This is a genomic window from Cribrihabitans neustonicus, from assembly GCF_048820895.1.
Lineage (GTDB): Bacteria > Pseudomonadota > Alphaproteobacteria > Rhodobacterales > Rhodobacteraceae > Cribrihabitans_A > Cribrihabitans_A neustonicus.
Genome location: NZ_JBMERQ010000008.1, coordinates 1 through 15,091, shown reverse-complemented (window position 1 = coordinate 15,091; position 15,091 = coordinate 1). Strand labels below are relative to the sequence as shown.

Sequence of the window (15,091 nt, the reverse complement as noted above, 5' to 3'; positions counted from 1 at the left end):
CGGGGCGTTTTTTCTGCGCGCTTTTGCACAGACAAAGCGCGCTCACCACGCGGTCAAATTGAGTTGCTTTGAATGTGATCCCGTCTTCGCCCACATCGGGTCCGTGCCGGCAATTACCGCCGCACGGGAGACTGCAACACGGCCCAATGCGCATGGATTTTAATGGAGGCGCGGGCCGATCGGACAAGGACGGGACCTATGACAAACTTTAGAGTACTGCTGGGCGGACTTGCGCTTTCCGCATCGCTGGCGGCTTCGGCCATGGCGGCCGGGGTCGAGCTCAACGCCTCCTCCACCGGGCTGGCGCTTCAGGGCTACGACCCGGTGGCCTATTTCACCGAAGGCGCGCCGCAGAAGGGCAACTGGAAGATCACCAGCACTCATGAGGACGCCACCTACCGCTTCGCCTCGGAAGAGAACAAGGCGGCGTTCGAAAAGAACCCGGAAGCCTACCTGCCGGAATACGGCGGCTACTGCGCCTTTGGCGCAGCAATGGGCTTCAAGTTCGACGGCGACCCCACCGTGTGGAAGATCGTCGACGGCGAATTGTACCTGAACATTTCCGAAGACATCCAGCAGCGCTGGGAAGGCGACATTCCAGGCTTTATCGAAAAGGCCGACGCCAACTGGAGCGAGATTGCCGATGTGGAGCCGGCCGCGCTGCAGCAGTAAGGCGGCGCACCAAGCACGCGAACCGGCCGGCGGCGGGGCAGCCCGCCGCCGGTTTCTTGATGCCGGAGAGCAGCGCCCCGTTTGCAACGGCAACCGGCAGCCCGAAAAAACGGAGGGGCGCCGCAGCGCCCCCTGTGTTTCAGTAAGCGAATTCGCTGTAGATGCGGCTGAGGTCTTCCCGCCACGCGCCGTTGTAGCGGTCAAGCAGTTCGTCGGCGGGCACCTTGCCGGTCTCCAGGCTGTCCTTCAGCGCGTTGAGGAAATGGGTCTCGTCCGGGACCAGACCGCCGGCGCCGGGGCGGTGGCGCGCCTTCAGGCCGCTTTCGGAGATCGCCACCACCTCGCGCGCAAGCTCGTGCATGCTGATGCCATTCACTTTGGCCTGCAGTCCCTGCTCCGACGCGGCGACGCGCAGGGCCTCGCGGGTCTCGGCATCCCAGCCTTTGACCAGGTCCCAGGCCGCATCCAGCGCGCCCTGGTCGTAGGTGAGCCCGACCCAGAAGGCGGGCAGCGCGCAGAGGCGGCGCCAGGGGCCGCCGTCGGCGCCGCGCATCTCGATGAACTTCTTCACCCGCGCCTCGGGGAAGAGGGTGGTGAGATGGTCGGCCCAGTCGGAAAGCGTCGGCTTTTCACCCGGCAGCGCCGGCAGCTCGCCCTTCAGGAAGTCGCGGAAGGACATCCCGAGCGCGTTGATGTATTCGCCGTCGCGGTAGACGAAGTACATCGGCACATCGAGCGCGTATTGCACCCAGGCCTCGAATCCGAAGCCCTCGTCAAAGACGAAGGGCAGCATGCCGGTACGGTCGGCATCGAGGTGGCGCCACACCTTTGAGCGCCAGGATTTATGGCCGTTGGGCTTACCGTCAAGGAAGGGCGAATTGGCAAACAGCGCGGTGGCCACCGGCTGCAGCGCAAGCGCCACGCGCATTTTCTGCACCATGTCGGCCTCGGAGGAGAAGTCGAGGTTCACCTGCACGGTGCAGGTGCGGCGCATCATGGTGGTGCCCATGGTGCCGACCTCTTGCATGTAGCTGTCCATCAGCTTGTAGCGGCCCTTGGGCATCAGGGGCATGTCTTCGTGCTTCCAGACCGGCGCGGCGCCGAGGCCGATGAAGCCGACGCCGATCTTGTCGGCGATGTCCTTCACGTCGCGCAGGTGGGCGTTCACCTCATCGCAGGTCTCGTGGATGGTCTCCAGCGGCGCGCCAGAGAGCTCCAGCTGGCCGCCCGGCTCCAGCGAGATATTGGCGCCGTCCTTGGTCAGGCCGATGAGGTGGCCCCCCTCGGTCAGCGGTGCCCAGCCGTGGCCGTCGCGCAGGCCCTCGAGCACCGCGAGAATCGAGCGCTCGCCTTCGTAGGGCAGCGGTTTCAGCGTGTCCTTGCAGTAGCCGAACTTTTCGTGCTCGGTGCCGATGCGCCAGTCCTGGCGCGGTTTGCAGCCACTGGAGAGATATTCGGCAAGCTGCTCGTGGCGCTCGATCGGACCGCCGCCGGACTGGGGAATGGACATGCCTGGAACTCCGTCCTGAGTGAAAAGGGTTAAAAGGCCAGTGGTGGGGAAATTCCGCCCTGGTGTCAATGCAGCCGCTGGTGGCCCGGACGGCTGGGCGCGCGCTCCCAGATCACGACCTGGTGAGGCCCGCGCCTGCGCAGTTCGGCCAGCATCCGCTCGGTCTTGAGACCGGGAAGTGCTGCAAAGACGTCGAACAGCGCCTCGGAACCCTCGGCAGTGACCGGGATTGCCAGCGGCGGCTGGCCGGGCTGCTCCAGCACCCAGTGCGGCGGCCGGGCCGAGTGGTCGAGCGCCAGCCGTTCCAGCTCCGAAGCGGCGACGGCGCCGCCGGTGAGCGGGCCAAAGTAGGCAATCTGCCCCTCGTCCACCTGCACCACGCCAGGGCCGCCGGTGCCGCGGCGGAAGCGCATCCGCTGGGCGCCGATGATGCCGGTGACGATGCCCGTGGCGACCAGCGCCCAGCCGGTGACGGCGCTGAAACCCTGGCCCTGAAAGGCCCATTTCAGCCCGACAAGGAACATCAGCGCTGCGGCGATCACCTCCCGCCACTGCCAGAGCGCGGCGCGCGCTTCGGGGCGGATGAAACTCATGGCAAGATCCTCCTGCCCTCGGCGGCATCGGAAAGAAAAGCCAGGATCCGGCCGCGGCGCACCTTCATGCGCCGCGGCCGGCCGGGGTTCTTAGCGTACATGGTAAAATATGTAAGACCGATGAAGAACGGGAGCACGCGGCTGGTTTCCTCCTCGGGGACGGTGCCGTGGGCCAGGAACCGCCGCGTCTCCTTCAGGTTCAGCCCATAGAGCATGGGCCCCGCCTGACGTCCGTTCTGGAAGTCCTTTGACACCAGGAACATGGCTGCCTGGCGGGCCCGGAAAAACGCGCCGCGGCGGTGAATGTCCACGGCGGTCAATCCGCCGTCCGGGCGCAGGATCAGGTTGCGCGGGGCAAAATCCGGGTGGCCGGGCGACCGGGCGGCCGGCTGGTCCGCGATCTCCGCCAGCATGCGCAGGAGGGCGCCCCCAAGCTCTCCCAGCAGCGCCGCATCCGGATGCGCTGCGGAGGCCGCTAGACTGCGGCTGATTTCGGCCTCGAACTGTCCGGCCGGCAGGATCTCCCGCGTGACCTCGCCCCCGGCCGCCCAGTCTTGCCAGGCACAACACTTCTGCAGAAGTCGGCTCCGGTCCCCGGCCGGCCCCTTCAGCAGCGATTTGAGCGACTGGCCTGCCTCGAAACTCACCACCAGAAGCCCCAGGTTTCCGGAACTGGCGATATATTCGTTGACGGAAAACTCCGGATGCGGCTCCAGATCCTGAAAGCGCTTCAGAGCCTTCACCGTATGGCCGACAAAACGGCGGCGGGTGCCGCGGTCCCAGAACTTCTTGACAACCACCGGCCGCCCTTTGTGAAAGCCGCGGAAGACCGAGGCCTCGCCGTCGATCTTCAGGGGGCTTTCAAGCACCAGGCCTCCAAGCGGCCATTTGAACTGCACCTGGCGCTGAATGCGCGCCATCTGACGGGCGGCGCCATCGGGGCGGGCAAAAAAGGGAAGGCGGTCCAGACGGCCCATTACCAATCCCCCAACTGCTGCTGCCACAGCGTCATCGCCGCCACCGCGGCAGTATCGGCGCGCAGGATTCGGGGGCCGAGGCTGACGGCGCAGCTCTGCGGCAGCGCATGGAGACGGCGGCGCTCGGCGTCGGAAAAGCCGCCTTCCGGGCCGATCAGGATGGCCCAGGGGGCAGCCTTCCGGTCTTCTGCCGCAAGTTCCAGCGCGTTGCCGGCCTCGGCCTCGTCGCAGAACATCAGCTGCCGCTCCTGCGGCCATTCGTCCAGCAGGCGGGACAGCTTCTGCAGTTCGGCCACCTCCGGCACGAAGGTGCCGCCGCACTGCTCGGCCGCCTCCACCGCGTGGGCCTGCAGGCGGTCCTGGCGGATGCGCTCGGAATTGGTGAACTCGGTCTGCACCGGCAGAATCCGGGCCGCGCCCATCTCGGCCGCCTTCTCGACGATGAAATCGGTGCGCGCCTTCTTGATCGGAGCAAACATCAGCCAGAGATCGGGCGGCAGCTGCAAGGCGCGGCTCTGCCCGCGGCACAGAAGCGCGCCGCCGCGCTTGCCGGCCTCGGCGACCTCGGCCTGCCATTCGCCGTCGCGGCCATTGAACAGCGCCACATGGGCGCCCGGCTGCAGCCGCATCACCCCGAACAGGTAATGCGCCTGATCGCGGTCCAGAGGAACCGTTTGCCCTGCCCCCAGCGGGTGCTCTACATACAACCTGATTTTCGCAGTCATGAGGACCTACATATGCAAGGTCAAACGCCAGCGCCAGAGGGTCAGGTCGCCGATGCGGTAAAGGGAAACTGGGTGGACACCCATGCCCCGGCCTGGAGCCGCCCCTACCTGCGGCTCTCCCGCGCCGACCGGCCAATCGGCACCTGGCTGTTGCTGATCCCGTGCTGGTGGGGGCTGGCGCTCGCGATCCTCGCGGGTCAGGATCCGCGCTGGGGCGACCTGTGGATCTTTGCCGCCTGCGGCGCCGGCGCCTGGCTGATGCGCGGTGCGGGCTGCACCTGGAACGACATCACCGACCGCAACTTCGACGGTGCCGTGGAGCGGACCCGCTCGCGGCCGATCCCCTCGGGGCAGGTCTCGGTCAAGGGCGCGCTGGTTTGGATGGGCTTGCAGATGCTGCTGGCCCTGGCAATCCTGCTGACATTCAACCAGGCGGCCATCGCGATGGGCGTCCTGGCGCTGCTGCCGGTGGCAGTCTACCCCTTTGCCAAGCGTTTCACCTGGTGGCCGCAGGTGTTCCTGGGGCTTGCCTTCAACTGGGGCGCGATGCTGGCCTGGGTTGCCCATGCCGGCAGTTTGAGCTGGCCGCCGGTGGTGCTGTACCTGGCGGGGATCGCCTGGACGCTGTTCTACGACACCATCTACGCCCATCAGGACACCGAGGACGACGCGCTGATCGGGGTGAAATCCACCGCCCGGCTGTTCGGCAGGAAGTCGCCGATGTGGCTGCGCCGCTTCATTGTTGCCACGGTGAGCCTGATGGCGCTGGCGGTGATCCTCGCGGTGCAGCCTGCGGGCTCGGTGCTGGCGCTGGTGCTGGCGCTTGCGGGCCCCTGGGCGATGGGCTGGCACATGACCTGGCAGCTGCGCGCGTTTGACGCGGAGAACAGTCCGCGGCTGTTGCAGCTGTTCCGGCTGAACCGCGATACCGGCCTTATTCCGCTGATCTTCCTCCTTCTGGCAATCCTGGCATGATTGAACCCGCGGCCTGCAAGCGGTAAGAGCGCGGGACGCTGAAACAAGGGGAACCTGCCGCCACATGCGCCTGTCTTCGCTGATGCTTCCGGGCCTGACCTTCGCTGCCGCGGCCGGGCTGAGCCTTGTAACCGCCAGTTTTGCCGTCACCGCGGTGGAGCGCAGCACGGAGATGGGGCTGCGCGCGGCGCTGGACAAGGCGGGGTTCACCTGGGCCGAGGTCACGGCGGACGGGCTGCAGGTGGAGATGCAGGGCACTGCCCCGGACGAGGCGGCGCGCTTCTCCGCGCTTTCGGCGGCGGGCAGCGTGATCGATGCCGCCCGCATCATCGACGGCATGGACGTGCGCCCATCGGAAAAGCTGGCACCGCCGCGGTTTTCTGCCGAGATCCTGCGCAACGACAGCGGCATATCCATCATCGGGCTGATGCCGGAAGGTTTCGGGCGCAAGGGTCTGGTTGCGCGGCTCGATGCGCTGGCGGGGGCGGGAGAGGTGGCGGATTTCCTGGAAACCGCGCGGCACGACACGCCCGACGGCTGGGAGGAAGCGCTGGAGTTTGCAATGGAGGCGCTGGAGCTCCTGCCGCGTTCCAAGATCTCTGTTTCCGCCGGCGCGGTCACGATCACCGCGATTTCCGACAGCGCCATGGCGAAGCAGCGCCTGGAGGAAAAGCTTGGCAGGATGGCGCCGCCGGAGATCAGCCTGAGCATGGATATCGCCGCACCGCGGCCGGTAATCACACCGTTTACCCTGCGCTTCCTGCTGGGCGGGGACGGCGCCGAATTCGACGCCTGCTCGGCCGAAAGCGAGCAAAGCCGCGACCGTATCCTGGACGCGGCGCGCGCGGCGGGGCTCGAGGGCGAGGCCGACTGCGTGATCGGCATGGGCGTGCCCTCGCCGAACTGGGCGCGGGCGGCAGAACTGAGCATCGCAAGCCTTGCCGAGCTTGGCGCGGGATCGGTCACCATGGCCAATGCCGACATCACCCTGGTCGCAGCCGAAGGCACGGAAAGCGATGTGTTCGACCGTGTGGTGGGCGAGCTGGAGAGCGCCCTGCCCCGGGTCTTTGCCCTGCACGCGGTGCTGCCCGAACCGGAAACCACACAGGCCGCAGGCCCCCCCGAATTCACCGCAACGCTCAGCCCCGAGGGCCAAGTGCAGCTGCGCGGCCGCCTGCCGGATGCGGCGATGCGCACGGTGGCCAGCAGCTATGCTCAGGCGCGCTTCGGCTCTTCCCGCGTGCATACGGCGGCGCGGATTGCCGAAGGCCTCCCCGCGGACTGGCCGGTGCGCGTGCTCGCCGGGCTGGAAGCGCTTTCCTACCTGCAGCGCGGCGCGGTGACAGTGACGCCGGACAATCTGGCCCTGAGCGGCATGAGCTACCGGAAAGACGCCCCTGCCGAGGTCGCGCGGCTGCTGTCGGCCAAACTCGGCGAGGCGGAGCAGTACGAACTGGACATCCGCTTTGAGGAGCCGCCGGAGCCCAAGGACAAGCCGATCCCGCCGGAGCTGTGCGAGGCCGAGCTGGCCGGCGCCCAGGCCGCGGGCAAGATCACCTTCGAGCCGGGCTCGGCCACGATTGCCGCCGAAAGCCAGGGCACGATGGACCGGATCGCCGAAATCCTCGGCCGCTGCGGGCCGGTGCGGCTGGAGATCCAGGGCCACACCGACAGCCAGGGCCGCGAGGAAATGAACCAGAACCTCAGCCAGGCGCGGGCGCAGTCGGTTCTGAACGAGCTGCGTGCCCGGCGGCTGGTGACGTCGAGCTTCACCGCCCGCGGCTATGGCGAGACCACGCCGGTCGCCGACAACGGCACCGAGGAGGGCCGCGAGGCCAACCGCCGCATCGAGTTCCGCCTGATCCGCCCGGAGGCGGCGGCGGATCCGGAAGGCGGCGAAGACGCAGAGGCAGCAGAAAGCGCGGAGGACGCCGCGGGCGACACCGAAGACGGCGCCGCACAGGAGACTACAGGACAATGAACAGGACCGAGTTCATCATCACCACCGCGATCATCCTCTTCGCGGCCTTCTCGCTTGGGTGGTTTGCCAACTGGCTGGTGCACCGGTTCACCCGGGTGCGGCAGAGCGATGTTGCCGATCTGGACCGGATGAGCCAGGAGCTGCACGAGGCCGAGGAAACCCGCGACCAGGCGATTACCTACCTCCAGCAGCGCGAGGCGGAGCTGACCAACCAGCTGACCCAGACCGAGGCCGAGCTGCGCGCCGCGATGGACGGGCTGCGCGAGGCCCGCCGCGAAGCCGAAGAGCTGCGCGCCCGCCTGGCGCGCTGAGCGCCGCCGCCGCGGCCGGGCGAACTCGCGCGCCCCGCACCGCGCCCGCATTGCTCTGCTGACGGGCAGCGGCGCTGAGCACGGCCCAGCGGGCGGAGATCATCCTTGATGATTGCACGGCTGGCGGGACTGCCGGCCGCCGCGGCGGGACGCCGGCGGAGAAGGGCTACCAGCGGGTGAGGGCTTCCTCGTCGCTGTCCTTCGCGGCGACCCATTCGGTATCGCCGCCTGCAAGAATTTCCTTCTTCCAGAACGGCGCGCGGGATTTCAGGTAGTCCATCAGGAACTCCGCCGCCTCAAAGGCGTCCTTGCGGTGGCGGGCGGCGGTGGCGACCATCATGATGCGCTCGCCCGGAGCGAGACGGCCGTGGCGGTGGATCACCAGCACATCCGCCAGCGACCAGCGGCGGCTGGCCTCTTCGGCGATGGCGGTGAGCGCCTTTTCGGTCATGCCCGGGTAGTGCTCGATCTCCATTGCCAGGAGCCCGCCCCGATCGGCGTCGCGCACCACGCCGGTGAAGGTGACCAGCGCGCCCGCCTGCACCCCCGCGCCCTCTGCCCGCGCGGCAAAGGCATCGCTCTCGGCGCCGAGCGCGAAGGGGGCTTCCTGGACGCGGATCTCCATCGCCTCAGCCCCCGGTCATCGGCGGGAAGAAGGCGACCTCGCGCACGCCGCTGAGCGGTGCGGAGAAGTCGGCGAGTTCCTGATCGAGCGCCACCCGCAGCGCCGAGAGGTCGGCGAAGGCCGCGGCATAGCGCTCTTCGCGTGCGCGCAGTTCGTCGACCAGCTCGGCGACAGTGGCGGCCGAGGTCTCCACCCGCTCGCGCGGCAGGCCGATGCGCTCGCGCACCCAGGCGAAATAGAGAACATCCATCAATGCGCCTCCTTCAGATGCGGCATCGCCTTGCGCAGGTAGTCGACGCCGGTGATTGCCGTCAGCGCCGCCGCGATCCACAACAGCCACAGTCCGATGCGGCCGGTCCAGACCATGCCCGCGAACTTCCAGCGCAGCCCCTGTTCATCCGCGAGCGTGCCGCTGAGGATCTGTTCCACCATGGTCTGGTCCATGCCAAAGGAGGACATTACCAGGTAGTGCTCGAAGATGCCTTGCGAGAACAGCGTGGCGATGGCGATCATCTGGGCGGTGGTCTTCCACTTGGCCAGTTTCGTGACCTTCAGCGTGCCCGCGGTATCGCCAAGATATTCGCGCAGGCCGGAGACAAAGACTTCGCGGAACAGGATTACCGTGGCGGGCAGCACCAGCCATGGAGTCCAGTGTTCGGCGGCGTAGCCAACCAGGATCATCAGCGCGATCACCACCATCGCCTTGTCGGCGATCGGGTCCAGCATAGCGCCCATCTTGGTCTCCTGCTTCCAGGCCCGGGCCAGGTAGCCGTCGAACCAGTCGGTTACCGCAGCGGTGACGAACAGCAGGAGCGCGAACCAGTCCGCATAGGGGCGAGAGAAATACAGGAACATCACCGCAAGGCCGGGCGCCGCAAGCAGGCGCAGCAGGGTGAGGATATTGGGCAGGGTCCATTTCATGGGCGCACAGTATCCGGCTGTAAAGGAAGTGGAAAGCGGATGCTCGGAAAAATCCGCCCCTGGCGGGACGGATGCCTCCGGCGGGGATATTCCGGGCAAGAGGAAGCGCGCGGCGGGCCGGGGGTCAAGGGCGTGTCTCAGCTGCTGCCATGGAAATGGTCATATATGCGCTCGGCGAGCGCCGCGGAGATGCCCTCCACCGCCTTCAGGTCCGAGAGGTTGGCGCGGCTTACCGCCTTGGCGCTGCCGAAATGCGCAAGCAGCGCGCGCTTGCGGGCAGCGCCGACGCCAGGCACCTCGTCGAGGGGGGTGGCGCCGATGGCCTTGGCGCGTTTGGCGCGGTGGGTGCCGATGGCGAACCTATGCGCCTCATCGCGCAGGCGCTGGATGAAATAGAGGACTGGGTCGTTGCGCTGCAGCGCAAAGGCGCTCTGGCCGGGGCGGTAGAACTCCTCCTTGCCGTGGTCGCGGTCGACGCCCTTTGCGACCCCCACCATCGGGATGTCCTGGACGCCGTGTTCGGCCATGATCTCCGCCACTGCAGAGACCTGGCCCGCGCCGCCGTCGATCAGCAGCAGGTCGGGCCACATGCCCTTCTCCCGGTCCGGGTCTTCCTTCAGGAGGCGCGAGAAGCGGCGGTTCAGAACTTCTTTCATCATGCCGAAGTCGTCGCCCGGCACCAGGTCCTCGCCGCGGATGTTGAACTTGCGGTAGGCGTTCTTCATCAGGCCCTCGGGGCCCGCGACGATCATGCCGCCGACCGCGTTGGTGCCTTGGATGTGGGAGTTGTCGTAGACCTCGATCCGCTGCGGCGGGGCTTCCAGGCCGAAGGCCTCCGCCAGTCCGCGCAAGAGTTTAGCCTGGGTGGCGCTTTCGGCCATGCGGCGGGCCAGGCTCTCGCGGGCGTTGCGCACGGCGAAGGCCACCAGCTCGGATTTCTCGCCGCGCTGCGGGACCGCCACCTCGACCCGGCGGCCGGCCTGTTCGGTGAGGGCGGCTTCCATCAGGTCGGTGTTCTCGATCGCGTCGGAGAGAATCAGCTGCCGCGGCGGCTCTTTGTTGCCGTAGAACTGGCCGAGGAAGGCTTCCATCACTTCCGCCGCGCTCATGTCGGCGTCGACGCGCGGGTAGAAGTCCTGGTTGCCCCAGTTCTGGTTGGCGCGGATGAAGAAAACCTGCACGCAGGCCTGCCCGCCTTCCATGTGCAGGCCGATCACGTCCGCCTCGGCAACGCCGCGCGGGTTGATGCCTTGCGAGGACTGCACCTGCGTCAGCGCCTTGATGCGGTCCCGCAGGGCAGCGGCGCGCTCGAACTCCATCGCCTCGGAGGCCGCGGCCATCTGTTCGGCCAGCTCCTCCTGCACTTTGGTGGAGCGGCCCGACAGGAAATGTTCGGCGTCGCGCACGCTGGCGGCGTAGTCCGCTTCCGAGACCAGCCCCACACAGGGACCGGAACAGCGCTTGATCTGGTATTGCAGGCAGGGCCGCGTGCGGGTCTCGAACATCGAATCCGAGCAGTTGCGCAGCAGGAATGCCTTTTGCAGCTGGTTCAGCGTGCGGTTCACCGCGCCAGCGCTGGCAAACGGGCCGAAGTAGCTGCCTTTCTCCTTGCGCGCACCGCGGTGTTTCTTGATCTGCGGATAGGCGTGATCCTTGGCGACCAGGATGTTGGGGAAACTTTTGTCGTCGCGCAGGAGCACGTTGTACTTGGGCTTCAGCTGCTTGATCAGGTTCTGCTCCAGGAGCAGCGCCTCGGTTTCGGTCCTGGTGGTGAGGAACATCATCGAGGCGGTGAGCGCGATCATCCGCTCGATGCGCGGGCTGTGGCCCGGCCGGGCGTAGTTCGACACCCGCGCCTTGAGGTTGCGGGCCTTGCCCACGTAGAGCACCCGGCTTTCGGCATCGAGCATGCGGTAGACGCCGGGGGAAGAGTCCAGCGTCTTCAGGTAACCCTGGATCACGGCATAGCCGGTGGCGGGCTTCTTGGGGGGCTCTTGGACGGGCAGTTCGTTCATGGTTGAAGACATATGATTCCCGGCCGCGGGCTGCAATGTTTGCCGCAAGGGATCAAGGCTGGGATAGTCCACGGAACCTGTGGATAACCCCGGAGATAACTTTGGGCTATCCGCCGATTTCCCTTATTTCCGGGTGGTTTCCGGCGGCTGCCTAATTTTTAGGCTACCATGCAACATATTGATTTTAAACGAAAGATTTTCCACTTCTGACAAGCCTCTGGCGCTCTTTAGAATTTTGTAACGTTTCCGAAAGGCCACACCTGCCGGTGTAAAACTTCCGTAAGCGCGTTGACAGGCGGCTGGTTTTACGGGTGGCCCGGGAGGGAATCGGGAAAGCGCGCCCCCTGCTGCGGGGCCGCCGCAGGGAGCGGTGCAGGGTCCGGCAGGTGCGGGCGCGGGGCTTGCAGAGAACCGCTTCCGCAGACAGCCCCAGGCAGTCACTCCAGCCCGCAGACGTCCGGTGTCTGCCAGGCCAGGTGCTGGCCGCCATCGACGCAGATCATCTGGCCCGTGACCGCGGGGGCCGCCAGCAGGTAGGCCAGCGCCGCGGCGATGTCCCCCGGGCCGGCGCCGCGCTCCAGGATGGTGCTGGCGCGCTGGCGGGCGAACTGCTCGGCGCTCTGCTGTGCGCCGCGAAGGGTCGGTCCCGGGCCGATCGCATTGACGCGGATCCGCGGCGCCAGCGCCTGGGCCGCGGTGCGCGTCAGAGTCCAGAGAGCGGATTTGGCCAGCGTGTAGCTCATGAAATCCGGGGTCAGCTTCAGCACCCGCTGGTCCACCATGTTGACCGCAAGCCCCCAGGCGCGCGGCTCGGGGCAGCCTTCGGCCTCCGGCCCATCCCCCGCGGGGAAAAGCGGCGGCACGTCTTCCTGGGCCGCCATGGCCTGCAAAAGCAGGAAGGGGGCGCGGAGGTTGGAACTGAAATGCGCGTCCCAGCTTTCGCGGGTGGCGCTCTCGATGGTGTCGCGCTCGAAGACCGAGGCGTTGTTGACGAGGCAAGTGATGGGGCCTTCCAGGGCAGCGGCGGCCCCGGGCAGCAGGCCCTGGGTTGCGTCTTCATCCGCGAGATCGGCCTGCAGCGCCACCGCGCGGCGGCCCTGCCCGCGGATCATCTCCGCGGTCTCCTCCGCCGCCGTCCTGGAGCCGCGGTAATGCACCGCCACATCGTACCCCTCAGCCGCCAGCCGCAGCGCCATGGCGCGGCCCAGCCGCCGCCCTGCTCCGGTCACCAATGCGCGCATCACGATCTCCTCTCAGGCTGTTGCAGGCAAAAGAGTTAGAACAGGGCCACCATGTAAATCAGGTAAAGAGCGCTGAGCGCGACACCCCAGGCCCGGGTGATGTCCTGCTTGAGGTAGACGAAGGGCACCAGCAGCAACGAGGACGCCAGCATCACCCACAGGTCGAAGCTCAGGAAGCCCGGGTCAACCGAGATCGGCCCGACAAAGGACGCAATGCCGATGATGGCCAGCAGGTTGAACATGTTGGAGCCGATCACGTTGCCAAGCGCCACGTCGGCCTGCCGCCGCAGCGCCGCCATCACGGTGGTGGCAAGCTCGGGCAGCGAGGTTCCGACGGCGACCAGCGTGAGGCCGATCACGGTTTCGCTGATCCCATAGAGGCGGGCGATCACCGAGGCGTTCTCCACCAGCAGGTCCGCGCCCAGCGGCAGGCCAATGAGGCCAAGCACCAGAAACAGGAGGATGCGCCAATAGGGCATGTCCGGGTCGGCTTCCTCGATCTCCTCAAGATCCTCGGAAAAGCCCCCGCCTTCGGCAACCGCCGCAGCAGCACCATTGCCATTGTTGCTGCGGCGGTGGGCGCGGGCCTCGCGGAAGGCAATGAAGAGCACACCCGACAGCGCAGCCAGGAGGACAAATCCGGACAAGGCGGTGAACGTGCCTGCAAACGACAGCCCGATGAACAGGACGGAAGCTGCCAGCATGAAGGTGTAGTTCTTCCGCGTGCTGCATTCGCTGGTATGCAAAGACCGCAGCAGCGCGGGGATGCCGAGCACCAGGAGCACGTTGGCAATGTTGGAGCCGACCACATTGCCCATCGCGATTCCGTCGGCATTGTCGCGCACCGCGCTGATCGCGATCAGCAATTCGGGCGCCGAGGTGCCGAAGGCAACGATGGTGAGGCTCACAATCAGCGCAGGCACCCCCAGCCGCAGGCTGAGGTTCACCGCGCCGCGCACCAGCGCGTCGCCCGCCAGCAGCAGGATCAGGAGACCAAGAGCCGAATACAGCCAAGGCATCATTTGCCCGGCCCTCCTTTCTTGCAGGCGCAGGGGCCCTTTCCGATCTTGAACCGCCCGCAGGACGGGCAGCGCACGGATTGAAGGGTTTTCCGGCCGGGCAGCCGCAGCTTGCCGAACATCGCCAGCACTGCCATCACCGCGAGGAAAACCGTGACGATCTTGAACAGCACTACAGGCCGAACCGCGCGAAGCTGGCGCGCTCCTCGATGTCCGCGAGCGCATCCTGCGCCAGGCGCAGGCCGAAGCGGCTGAGCAGCGGGCGCTTCAGCCCGTAGCGGCGCAGCCGCACCTTTTTGCCGAAGCGCTCCTGCATCTTGGGCACCAGATGGCCGATGCCGTCGATCAGCCCCAGTTCCTTGGCGCGGCCAGCAAGCCAGATGTCACCCGAAAACAGGTTCTCATCCGCCTTCAGCCGGGCGCCGCGGCGGTCCCTGACGTGGGTGATGAAATTGGCGTGCACACCGTTCAGGATGCCTTTCAGGCGCTCCACGTCTTCCGGTTTCTCCGGGCGGAATGGGTCGAGCATCGATTTGCTCTCACCGGCGGTGTAGACCCGGCGCTCCACCCCCTGGCGGGCGAGGAACACATGGGCGCCGAAGCCCGAGGAGATCACGCCCACCGATCCGATCACCGAATTGGCATCGGCCCAGATCTCATCCGCGGCCGCCGCCAGCCAGTAGCCGCCGGAGGCCGCCACATCCTCGGCAAAGGCATAGACCGGCAGTTCCAGTTCGTCCGCGAGGCGGCGGATGCGGGCGCCGATAAGCGCGCTCTGCACCGGCGAGCCGCCGGGCGAGTTGATCTCCAGCGCGACCGCGACGGGTTTGCCCTTGCGGAAGGCGCGTTCCAGCACCGGTGCGAGGGCAGCGTCATTGAGGGAGCCGCGGCCCGGCATGCCAATGGCGCCCGCCAGGCGCACCACGGCCACGCTGGGCCGCCGTTTCAGGAAAGGCAGGTGAAATCTCATGGCGCCGATGTAAAGGGCCGTACCGGATGAAACAAGATCTGCCCCCGGAACAAATGCGGAGAAAGGTAAAAACCGGAGGGTGCGCAGGCATAATTGCAACGCCGTCTGATGCGCGGGGCCTGTTGCCTCCCCCTGCCCGGTACCGCGTGCTCCCGCCCGTCAGAGGCCTCCTTTCGGCGGCCGCTTCCCGTTGGGCCGGGCGCCGCGCTCGCGCGCGGCGGGGCGCTTTTCGCCCTCGGCAGGCTTCATCCGGCCCGCGGTCAATGCGGCAAGCGCCCCAGGCACCTGCCTTCCAGCGCCATCGCCCCTGCAATCCGCGCAGCCCGGCCTGATGCCGCCGCTTGCCTGCGGTGCAGCGAAAGACGGAATCGAGCCCATTGCGACCAATGCTGCGCGGCGCACGAATGTCAGCTATCGGCTTATTCTGTTGAAAAACTCGGGTTGTTTTGGGTGTTGAGTGTTGATTCACTTTCCGCGAGGCAAGCGGAGGTGCGTGGCAATGATGGGACCACGGCAGGAATCGCAGGGTGCGCTGTTCTACGAGTTCTCGATAGAG

Annotated in this window: 15 protein-coding genes; 4 read left to right on the top strand and 11 right to left on the bottom strand. The window is 66.9% G+C overall.

Annotation, left to right across the window (positions count from 1 at the left end; genetic code table 11):
* Window positions 1-198 precede the first annotated feature (198 nt).
* Window positions 199-672 (top strand): YHS domain-containing (seleno)protein, encoded by a 474-nt coding sequence (locus ACOHWE_RS15325; protein ID WP_420667590.1) that lies wholly within the window; start codon window positions 199-201, stop codon window positions 670-672.
* 139 nt (window positions 673-811) lie between these two features.
* On the opposite strand, the gene ACOHWE_RS15320 is transcribed toward ACOHWE_RS15325, so the two are convergent.
* From ACOHWE_RS15320 to ACOHWE_RS15305, 4 genes are all read right to left on the bottom strand, one after another.
* The gene (locus ACOHWE_RS15320) at window positions 812-2,182 is read right to left on the bottom strand and encodes a glutamate--cysteine ligase (RefSeq protein WP_420667589.1); all 1,371 of its coding nucleotides are present in this window, start codon (window positions 2,180-2,182) and stop codon (window positions 812-814) included.
* 65 nt (window positions 2,183-2,247) lie between these two features.
* On the bottom strand, window positions 2,248-2,775 hold the full coding sequence (locus ACOHWE_RS15315; protein WP_420667588.1) for a hypothetical protein: 528 nt from the start codon (window positions 2,773-2,775) through the stop codon (window positions 2,248-2,250).
* Window positions 2,772-3,752 carry a hypothetical protein gene (locus ACOHWE_RS15310; protein ID WP_420667587.1) on the bottom strand — a complete coding sequence of 327 codons (981 nt, stop codon included), beginning with the start codon at window positions 3,750-3,752 and terminating at the stop codon, window positions 2,772-2,774. The genes ACOHWE_RS15315 and ACOHWE_RS15310 overlap by 4 nt, the downstream gene beginning before the upstream one ends.
* Window positions 3,752-4,477, bottom strand: a complete 726-nt coding sequence (locus tag ACOHWE_RS15305) for a 16S rRNA (uracil(1498)-N(3))-methyltransferase (RefSeq protein ID WP_420667586.1) — start codon at window positions 4,475-4,477, stop codon at window positions 3,752-3,754. Before ACOHWE_RS15305 ends, ACOHWE_RS15310 begins: the two co-directional genes overlap by 1 nt.
* Before the next feature lie 12 nt (window positions 4,478-4,489).
* Between ACOHWE_RS15305 and ubiA the strand changes: the two genes are divergently transcribed.
* From ubiA to ACOHWE_RS15290, 3 genes are all read left to right on the top strand, one after another.
* The gene (gene ubiA / locus ACOHWE_RS15300; RefSeq protein ID WP_420667585.1) at window positions 4,490-5,452 is read left to right on the top strand and encodes a 4-hydroxybenzoate octaprenyltransferase; all 963 of its coding nucleotides are present in this window, start codon (window positions 4,490-4,492) and stop codon (window positions 5,450-5,452) included.
* Window positions 5,453-5,516: 64 nt separating this feature from the next.
* Window positions 5,517-7,433 carry an OmpA family protein gene (locus ACOHWE_RS15295; protein ID WP_420667584.1) on the top strand — a complete coding sequence of 639 codons (1,917 nt, stop codon included), beginning with the start codon at window positions 5,517-5,519 and terminating at the stop codon, window positions 7,431-7,433.
* On the top strand, window positions 7,430-7,744 hold the full coding sequence (locus tag ACOHWE_RS15290; RefSeq protein WP_420667583.1) for a hypothetical protein: 315 nt from the start codon (window positions 7,430-7,432) through the stop codon (window positions 7,742-7,744). Before ACOHWE_RS15295 ends, ACOHWE_RS15290 begins: the two co-directional genes overlap by 4 nt.
* 166 nt (window positions 7,745-7,910) lie before the next feature.
* On the opposite strand, the gene ACOHWE_RS15285 is transcribed toward ACOHWE_RS15290, so the two are convergent.
* The 7 genes from ACOHWE_RS15285 to ACOHWE_RS15255 form a co-directional block, all read right to left on the bottom strand.
* Window positions 7,911-8,369 carry a molybdenum cofactor biosynthesis protein MoaE gene (locus ACOHWE_RS15285; protein ID WP_420667582.1) on the bottom strand — a complete coding sequence of 153 codons (459 nt, stop codon included), beginning with the start codon at window positions 8,367-8,369 and terminating at the stop codon, window positions 7,911-7,913.
* A 4-nt stretch (window positions 8,370-8,373) separates the two neighbouring features.
* On the bottom strand, window positions 8,374-8,619 hold the full coding sequence (gene moaD, locus ACOHWE_RS15280) for a molybdopterin converting factor subunit 1 (RefSeq protein WP_420667581.1): 246 nt from the start codon (window positions 8,617-8,619) through the stop codon (window positions 8,374-8,376).
* Window positions 8,619-9,290: a CDP-diacylglycerol--glycerol-3-phosphate 3-phosphatidyltransferase gene (pgsA, locus tag ACOHWE_RS15275; protein WP_420667580.1), complete on the bottom strand. Its 672-nt coding sequence runs from the start codon at window positions 9,288-9,290 to the stop codon at window positions 8,619-8,621. The genes moaD and pgsA overlap by 1 nt, the downstream gene beginning before the upstream one ends.
* A gap of 137 nt (window positions 9,291-9,427) precedes the next feature.
* A complete protein-coding gene (gene uvrC, locus ACOHWE_RS15270) occupies window positions 9,428-11,305 on the bottom strand; it encodes an excinuclease ABC subunit UvrC (RefSeq protein ID WP_420667579.1) in 1,878 nt (625 codons plus the stop codon).
* 437 nt (window positions 11,306-11,742) lie between these two features.
* Window positions 11,743-12,546 (bottom strand): SDR family oxidoreductase, encoded by an 804-nt coding sequence (locus ACOHWE_RS15265; RefSeq protein WP_420667578.1) that lies wholly within the window; start codon window positions 12,544-12,546, stop codon window positions 11,743-11,745.
* A gap of 35 nt (window positions 12,547-12,581) precedes the next feature.
* On the bottom strand, window positions 12,582-13,568 hold the full coding sequence (locus tag ACOHWE_RS15260; RefSeq protein WP_420667577.1) for a calcium/sodium antiporter: 987 nt from the start codon (window positions 13,566-13,568) through the stop codon (window positions 12,582-12,584).
* Between the two features lie 169 nt (window positions 13,569-13,737).
* Window positions 13,738-14,535, bottom strand: a complete 798-nt coding sequence (locus ACOHWE_RS15255) for a S49 family peptidase (RefSeq protein WP_420667576.1) — start codon at window positions 14,533-14,535, stop codon at window positions 13,738-13,740.
* Window positions 14,536-15,091: the final 556 nt, after the last annotated feature.

What these genes read in the sequence shown, in the direction of transcription:
- ACOHWE_RS15325 (WP_420667590.1), top strand. Translation starts at nt 199, where the DNA reads ATGACAAACTTTAGAGTACTGCTGGGCGGACTTGCGCTTTCCGCATCG.
- ACOHWE_RS15320 (WP_420667589.1), bottom strand. Translation starts at nt 2,182, where the DNA reads ATGTCCATTCCCCAGTCCGGCGGCGGTCCGATCGAGCGCCACGAGCAG.
- ACOHWE_RS15315 (WP_420667588.1), bottom strand. Translation starts at nt 2,775, where the DNA reads ATGAGTTTCATCCGCCCCGAAGCGCGCGCCGCGCTCTGGCAGTGGCGG.
- ACOHWE_RS15310 (WP_420667587.1), bottom strand. Translation starts at nt 3,752, where the DNA reads ATGGGCCGTCTGGACCGCCTTCCCTTTTTTGCCCGCCCCGATGGCGCC.
- ACOHWE_RS15305 (WP_420667586.1), bottom strand. Translation starts at nt 4,477, where the DNA reads ATGACTGCGAAAATCAGGTTGTATGTAGAGCACCCGCTGGGGGCAGGG.
- ubiA (WP_420667585.1), top strand. Translation starts at nt 4,490, where the DNA reads ATGCAAGGTCAAACGCCAGCGCCAGAGGGTCAGGTCGCCGATGCGGTA.
- ACOHWE_RS15295 (WP_420667584.1), top strand. Translation starts at nt 5,517, where the DNA reads ATGCGCCTGTCTTCGCTGATGCTTCCGGGCCTGACCTTCGCTGCCGCG.
- ACOHWE_RS15290 (WP_420667583.1), top strand. Translation starts at nt 7,430, where the DNA reads ATGAACAGGACCGAGTTCATCATCACCACCGCGATCATCCTCTTCGCG.
- ACOHWE_RS15285 (WP_420667582.1), bottom strand. Translation starts at nt 8,369, where the DNA reads ATGGAGATCCGCGTCCAGGAAGCCCCCTTCGCGCTCGGCGCCGAGAGC.
- moaD (WP_420667581.1), bottom strand. Translation starts at nt 8,619, where the DNA reads ATGGATGTTCTCTATTTCGCCTGGGTGCGCGAGCGCATCGGCCTGCCG.
- pgsA (WP_420667580.1), bottom strand. Translation starts at nt 9,290, where the DNA reads ATGAAATGGACCCTGCCCAATATCCTCACCCTGCTGCGCCTGCTTGCG.
- uvrC (WP_420667579.1), bottom strand. Translation starts at nt 11,305, where the DNA reads ATGAACGAACTGCCCGTCCAAGAGCCCCCCAAGAAGCCCGCCACCGGC.
- ACOHWE_RS15265 (WP_420667578.1), bottom strand. Translation starts at nt 12,546, where the DNA reads ATGCGCGCATTGGTGACCGGAGCAGGGCGGCGGCTGGGCCGCGCCATG.
- ACOHWE_RS15260 (WP_420667577.1), bottom strand. Translation starts at nt 13,568, where the DNA reads ATGATGCCTTGGCTGTATTCGGCTCTTGGTCTCCTGATCCTGCTGCTG.
- ACOHWE_RS15255 (WP_420667576.1), bottom strand. Translation starts at nt 14,535, where the DNA reads ATGAGATTTCACCTGCCTTTCCTGAAACGGCGGCCCAGCGTGGCCGTG.